We start from the raw sequence: 6,283 nt of genomic DNA on the forward strand, positions 1-6,283 counted from the left end.
GTGGAGCGGACCTGTTACTGCGGATTGGCCAGAGCCGAAGATGCCGGCCGTGAGCTCACGTTTGCCGGCTGGGTCGACTCGCGGCGCGATCACGGCGGAATCATCTTCGTCGACCTGCGCGACCACACCGGCATCGTCCAGATCGTGTTCGATCCGGAGTCGAGCGCGGCCGCCCATGCGACGGCCGGCGAGCTGCGCAGCGAGTTCGTGATCGGCGTTCGCGGCACGCTTCGGCGCCGCACCCCCGAAACCGTCAATCCGAGAATGGAAACCGGGACCGTCGAGCTGGTCGCGACCCATCTCGAAATCCTCAACGTCTCGAAGCCCGTTCCGTTCGCGATCGACGATTCGTCGTCGCTGACCGAGAACGTGCGGCTTCGCTACCGCTACCTCGACCTGCGGCGCCCGATGATGCAGCGCAACCTGCGCGTGCGGCACGACGTCTGCCGGATCGCACGCGACCATCTGAACGAGCACGGCTTCATCGAGGTGGAAACGCCGATCCTGACGCGCTCGACGCCCGAAGGCGCCCGCGACTACCTCGTGCCGAGCCGCGTGAACCCGGGTTCGTTCTTTGCGCTCCCGCAGTCGCCGCAGTTGTTCAAGCAGCTTTTGATGGTCGGCGGCTACGACCGCTACTACCAGATCGCGCGCTGCTTCCGCGACGAAGACCTGCGCGCCGACCGCCAGCCGGAGTTCACGCAGATCGATCTCGAGTTCGCGTTCTCGAGCGCCGAGACGATCACCGGCGTGGTCGAGGTGCTGCTGAAGAAAGTGTTCTCGCATGTGCTCGGCCGTCCGTTCGCCGACCCGTTCCCGCGCATGAGCTGGGACGAAGCCGTCGCGCGCTACGGCACCGACCGCCCGGACACGCGCTTTGCGATGGAGCTCGTCGACCTGACGGGCGTGCTCGCGGCGTCGGGCTTCAAGGTATTCCGCGCGGCCATCGACGGCGGCGGCAAGGTCAAGGCCATCAACGTCAAGGGCGGCGCGACGATGTCGCGCAAGGAGATCGACGATCTCGGGGCGTTCGCGGCCGTTCACGGCGCCAAGGGTCTGGCCTGGATCAAGGTCGCCGGCGGCGAGTGGCAGTCGCCGATCGTCAAGTTCCTGACCGACGGTGAGCGCGAAGCGATCGCAAAGGCTGCAGGCATCGAAGACGGCGACCTCGTGCTGTTCGCCGCCGACACGTCGAAGATCGTCAGCGCCGTGCTCGGAAACCTGCGCGTCAAGGTCGCAGAGGACCGCGGGCTGCTCGATCCGAAACAGTTCAACTTCCTGTGGGTCGTCGACTTTCCGCTCGTCGAGTGGGACGCCGACGAGAAGCGCTACTTCGCGCTCCACCATCCATTCACGGCTCCGAAGGCGCACGACCTCGAGCGCCTCGAGAGCGATCCCGAAGGCGTGCGCGCCGACGCGTACGACATCGTGCTCAACGGCACCGAGCTCGGCGGCGGATCGCTTCGTATCCATCGCGGCGACGTGCAGAGCCGGGTGTTTTCGCTGCTCGGCATCGGCGAGGAAGAAGCGCGCCAGAAGTTCGGCTTCCTGCTCGAGGCGCTCTCGTTCGGCGCGCCGCCGCACGGCGGCCTCGCGCTCGGCCTCGATCGCATGGTTGCGATGCTGGTCGGCAGCGAATCGATCCGCGACGTGATCGCATTCCCGAAGACCCAGCGTGCCGCGTGCCTGCTGACCGAGGCACCTTCCACGGTCGACGCCACGCAGCTGCGCGGGCTCGGCATCAAGCTTGCGGGTGCGGGCGCAAAACCATCATCCGAAGGAAAACCCGGATGATGCAGGCTCGTTCGTCGATGCGGACCGGGGGACACGCTCCGGTCGGGGTGCTTCTGATTGCTGCCGCGCTGGCCATCTCGTCGGCTGCGTGTTCGTTCAGCTGGGGCTCCGGTGGAATCAGCGACGTGTCGCTGGCGGGAAGAAAGCCGGGCGAGCTCGGCAAGAAAGAAGAGCCGAAGCCCGGTGAGAAGGCTGCGACCAACGCCGACGCGGCGGTCGAAGAGGGCCGCTCGCTGCGCAAGATCGCGATTCTTCCCGTCGCCTACAGCGACGGTACCGGCGGCCTTCCGTGCGATGTCTGTCCGCCGTCCGTGCAGATGAAACCGACCAGCGCGCACGCCGCGCGCCTCGCGACCGGTTTTACGTACGAGGCGATCGCGCGCCATCCGCGGCTGCTGTTTCCTCCGCCTGCCGTCATGGACCAGGCGATGTCGGCCGGCAGCATGCGCGCGGCGGTGAGCTCGCTGTATGCGTCCGGCAAGGCGGAGTTCGTGGTTGCCGAGGCCCTGATCGAGCTGCGTCCGCGCATCGGTCCCGACAACGGTCCGGAAAAGCCCGCAGGCGTGACGCTCTATGCGTCGCTGATCGACGCGAAGGACGGCAAGATCCTGTGGTCGGATACGTTCGACGACGACGAAGGCGGGCGCAACGTTGCACTGCGTGCGTACGACAAGATCATGAACGACAAGCCCGTCCGCTGGAAAACCGCCGAAGGCTACACCGAGCACGCCGTCGACGAATTGATCGAAGACCTGGTCGATGAGCTCGACTGAGCGAAGATCAGATGTTGAGCTCGACCGAGCGAAGATCCGATGTTGAGCTCGACCGAGCGAAAATAAGATGTTTGAGCTCGACCGAGCGACGGACGTCGGATGGACGCGCCCGACTGAGCGGACATCATCCAGTCGAAGACAAAACTGAACGGATACCGATGGACGCGCACTGCTGAGCGCAGATAGTGGAGGCGGAGGCGACGTGGCGGAAATTATCGACGGAAAAGCCAGCGCTGCAGCCATCCGCGCGGAAGTGACCGAACGCGTCGCCGCGCGCACAGCACGGGGACTGCGTCCGCCCGGGCTCGCGGTCGTGCTCGTCGGCGAGGATCCCGCTTCCAGAGTCTACGTCGGGCGCAAGAATCGCGAGTCCAAGGAAACCGGCATGCTGTCGGTCTCGGTCGAGCTGCCCGCATCCGCGACGATGCCGCAGGTGCTCGAGGTAGTCGCATCGCTCAACGCGCGCGACGACATCGACGGGATTCTCGTACAGATGCCGCTGCCGGCCGGGCTCAACTCCGATCGCGTGATCTCGACCATCGATCCCGGCAAGGACGTCGACGGCCTGCATCCGGTCAGTCAGGGGGCACTGTTCACCGGGCGTCCGGGACTTCGTCCATGCACGCCACGGGGATGCATGCATCTGATCGACCAGACCGGCATCGATCTTGCCGGCAAGGTCGCCGTTGTAGTCGGACGCTCGGTGCTGGTCGGCAAGCCGATCTCGATGATGCTTCTCGAGCGTCACGCCACCGTAGTGATGTGTCATTCGCGCACGAAGGATCTCGCGTCGCATGTCGCACGCGCCGACGTATTGATCGCCGCAGTCGGCAAGCCGGGCCTCGTGCGCGGCGAATGGGTCAAGCCGGGCGCGGTCGTCATCGATGTCGGAATCAATCGCGTCGACGGAAAGCTCGTCGGCGACGTCGAGTACGAGCCCGCCGCAGCACGCGCCGCGTGGATCACTCCTGTGCCGGGCGGCGTCGGGCCGATGACGGTCGCGATGCTGCTGCGCAACACGTACCGGTCGCGGCTCGCGCGCGATCGCGACGGCGAGACGCTCGACGGCGATCTGCTCGCCGGTGATCGCGAAGTGCTGCCGCGCGCGATCGCACAGGGAGCCGCGCGTTGACCGCCGCGACTGCTCCAACGCCGCGGCGCACACCTCTTTACGACGAGCACGTCGCGGCCGGCGCGCGCATGGTCGAGTTCGCCGGATGGTCGATGCCGGTGCAGTACCGCTCGATCCTCGAAGAGCACCAGGCCGTGCGTCGTTCCGCAGGCCTGTTTGATGTCAGCCACATGGGCGAAGTCGAGATCACCGGCCCTGGCGCCGAGGCGCTGTGCGCGAAGCTGTTCACCAACGACGCGCGGACGCTCGCGCCCGGCCGCGCGCAGTACAGCATGATCGGCAACGACCGCGGCGGCGTGGTCGACGACATCATCGTCTACCGTCTCGGCGCCGAGCGGTTCTACGTCTGCGTCAATGCGTCGAATGCCGCCAAGGATCTTGCATGGATCCTCGCGCATCCGTCGAGCGGCGCGACCGTCACCGACCGCAGCAACGAGACTGCGCTGATCGCCGTGCAGGGTCCGGCTGCGATCGGGATCCTCGAGAAGATGTCGCCGGGCATCGCCGGGCTTGCGCGCTTTGCGTGCGAAGAGCGGCGCGTTGCCGGCATCGACGTGCTCGCCGCCCGCACCGGTTATACGGGCGAAGACGGCGCCGAGCTGTTCTGTCCGGCCGATGCCGCCGTGCGGCTCTGGCGTGCGCTCGCGGCAGCCGGCGAACCGGCGGGTCTCAGGCCGTGCGGCCTCGGCGCCCGTGACACGCTTCGCATCGAAGCCGCGCTGCCGCTGTACGGACACGAGCTCGGCGAGGACATCAGCCCGTACGAAGTCGGACTGGGCTGGGCCGTAAAGCGCAACCGTCCGGAGATGATCGGGCGCGATGCGCTCGACCGGGCGGCCGCCGGAGCCCCCAGGCGCCTGATCGGCCTGCTCGTCGATGGCGGGATTGCGCGTGAGGGCACCGAAGTCTTTGCAAAAGAAGGAGCCGACGCGATCGGCGTCGTCACCAGCGGAACGCATTCTCCGACCCTCGGGCGCGCGGTCGCGATGGCGCTGGTGGCTCGCCAGTTCGCAGCAGATCCCAATGGATCGGATGTCGAAGTCGAGATTCGCGGGAAACGCAGAGCCGCGTCCGTGACGCGCCTACCTTTCTGTGTTAAGCGGCCCGCACCGTAGCAGGCGAGCAGGCACGCGAGGAGGGCATTCATGGAGATCCCTGATGATCTTCGTTACACGTCGGAACACGAATGGGTTCGCGTCGAGCCGGACGGGACCGTAACCGTCGGCATCACCGACTACGCCCAGTCCCAGCTCGGCGACATCGTCTTCGTCGAGCTTCCCAAGGCTGCCGACGAACCGGAGGTCACCCGCGACGAGCCGTTCGCGGTCGTCGAATCGGTCAAGGCCGCATCGGACATCTACGCACCGATCAGCGGCAAAGTGATCGAGGTCAACGAGGAGCTGCCCGACTCGCCGAACACCATCAACGAAGACCCGTACGGCGACGGCTGGCTGGTTCGCCTGCAGCCGAAGAACGTCGCCGAGGTCGAAGAGCTGATGGACTCGGACGATTACGAAAACCTCGTCGGCGAGCTCGGAGAGTAGCGGCGCGATGCGTTTCGTCCCGCATACGCGTACCGACGTCGCCCGCATGCTCGCCGCCGTCGGCAAGGCGAGCGTCGACGACCTTTTTCCAACCGTACCTGTTTCGCTTCGCGAGCGCGCCGCGATCCGCCTCGAAGACGGACTCGGCGAGCGCGAAGTCCTCGACCGGCTTTCCGAGCTGGCCGCAAGCAACGCCACCGTTGCGAGCTTCCAGGGCGCAGGCTGCTACCGGCACTTCGTGCCCGCGGCCGTGTCCGCCGTGATGAGCCGCTCCGAGTTCGCAACCTCGTACACTCCGTACCAGCCCGAAGTCAGCCAGGGCACGCTGCAGGCATCGTTCGAGTTCCAGACCTACGTCGCGCGCCTGATGGGCCTCGATGTGGCCAACTCGAGCATGTACGACGGCGCGTCGGCGTTCGCCGAGTCGCTGCTGATGGCGATGCGCGTGCATAAGAACCGCTCGCGCCTTCTCGTTTCCGCCGGGATTCATCCCGAGTACGTCGCCGTCGCGCGCACGTATCTCGGCGGTCACGGCCGCGGCGAGATCATCGAGGTGCCGCTTGCCGCCGATGGCCGCACCGACCTCGAAGCGCTCGAAGGCCTGCTTGGCGACGACGTTGCGGCTGTCGCGACCGGCTATCCGAATTTCTTCGGCGTGATCGACGATCTCGGCGGCGCGTCGCGGCTCGCGAAGCGCGCCGGTGCGCTGTCGATCAGCGTCACCGCCGAGGCGCTGTCACTTGCGCTGCTGCGCTCGCCCGGAAGCTGCGGCGCCGACATCGCCGTCGCCGAAGGACAGAGCTTCGGTCTTCCTCCGTCGTTCGGCGGCCCGGGTGTCGGGCTGTTCGCGACCAGGAGCGCGCACGTCCGGCAGATGCCGGGCCGGCTCGTCGGCCAGACCGTCGACGAAGACGGCCGGCGCGGCTACGTGCTGACTCTTGCAACCCGCGAGCAGCACATCCGCCGCGAGAAGGCGACGTCGAACATCTGCACGAACCAGGGGCTTGCCGCGCTGTGCGCGACGGTGTTCTTCAGCCTCA

At 66.8% G+C, this 6,283-nt stretch carries 6 protein-coding genes; all 6 read left to right on the plus strand.

Translation table 11 applies throughout. The annotated features are described in order from the left end of the window. Positions 1-1,794, plus strand: coding sequence for an aspartate--tRNA ligase (gene aspS, locus VN634_19880; protein ID HXC53157.1), 1,794 nt, complete (start codon positions 1-3; stop codon positions 1,792-1,794). Continuing rightward, positions 1,791-2,567, plus strand: a complete 777-nt coding sequence (locus VN634_19885; GenBank protein HXC53158.1) for a hypothetical protein — start codon at positions 1,791-1,793, stop codon at positions 2,565-2,567. Before aspS ends, VN634_19885 begins: the two co-directional genes overlap by 4 nt. Before the next feature lie 202 nt (positions 2,568-2,769). Then, positions 2,770-3,699: a bifunctional methylenetetrahydrofolate dehydrogenase/methenyltetrahydrofolate cyclohydrolase FolD gene (gene folD / locus VN634_19890; protein HXC53159.1), complete on the plus strand. Its 930-nt coding sequence runs from the start codon at positions 2,770-2,772 to the stop codon at positions 3,697-3,699. Next, positions 3,696-4,814, plus strand: a complete 1,119-nt coding sequence (gcvT, locus tag VN634_19895) for a glycine cleavage system aminomethyltransferase GcvT (GenBank protein HXC53160.1) — start codon at positions 3,696-3,698, stop codon at positions 4,812-4,814. The genes folD and gcvT overlap by 4 nt, the downstream gene beginning before the upstream one ends. A gap of 30 nt (positions 4,815-4,844) precedes the next feature. Then, on the plus strand, positions 4,845-5,243 hold the full coding sequence (gcvH, locus tag VN634_19900; GenBank protein HXC53161.1) for a glycine cleavage system protein GcvH: 399 nt from the start codon (positions 4,845-4,847) through the stop codon (positions 5,241-5,243). A 7-nt stretch (positions 5,244-5,250) separates the two neighbouring features. Further along, positions 5,251-6,283, plus strand: a 1,033-nt coding sequence (gene gcvPA, locus VN634_19905; protein HXC53162.1) for an aminomethyl-transferring glycine dehydrogenase subunit GcvPA, incomplete at its 3' end; no start/stop codon positions are given.

The organism is Candidatus Limnocylindrales bacterium, assembly GCA_035571835.1.
GTDB lineage: Bacteria > Desulfobacterota > Binatia > UBA1149 > CAITLU01 > DATNBU01.

What these genes read in the sequence shown, in the direction of transcription:
- VN634_19885 (HXC53158.1), top strand. Translation starts at nt 1,791, where the DNA reads ATGATGCAGGCTCGTTCGTCGATGCGGACCGGGGGACACGCTCCGGTC.
- gcvH (HXC53161.1), top strand. Translation starts at nt 4,845, where the DNA reads ATGGAGATCCCTGATGATCTTCGTTACACGTCGGAACACGAATGGGTT.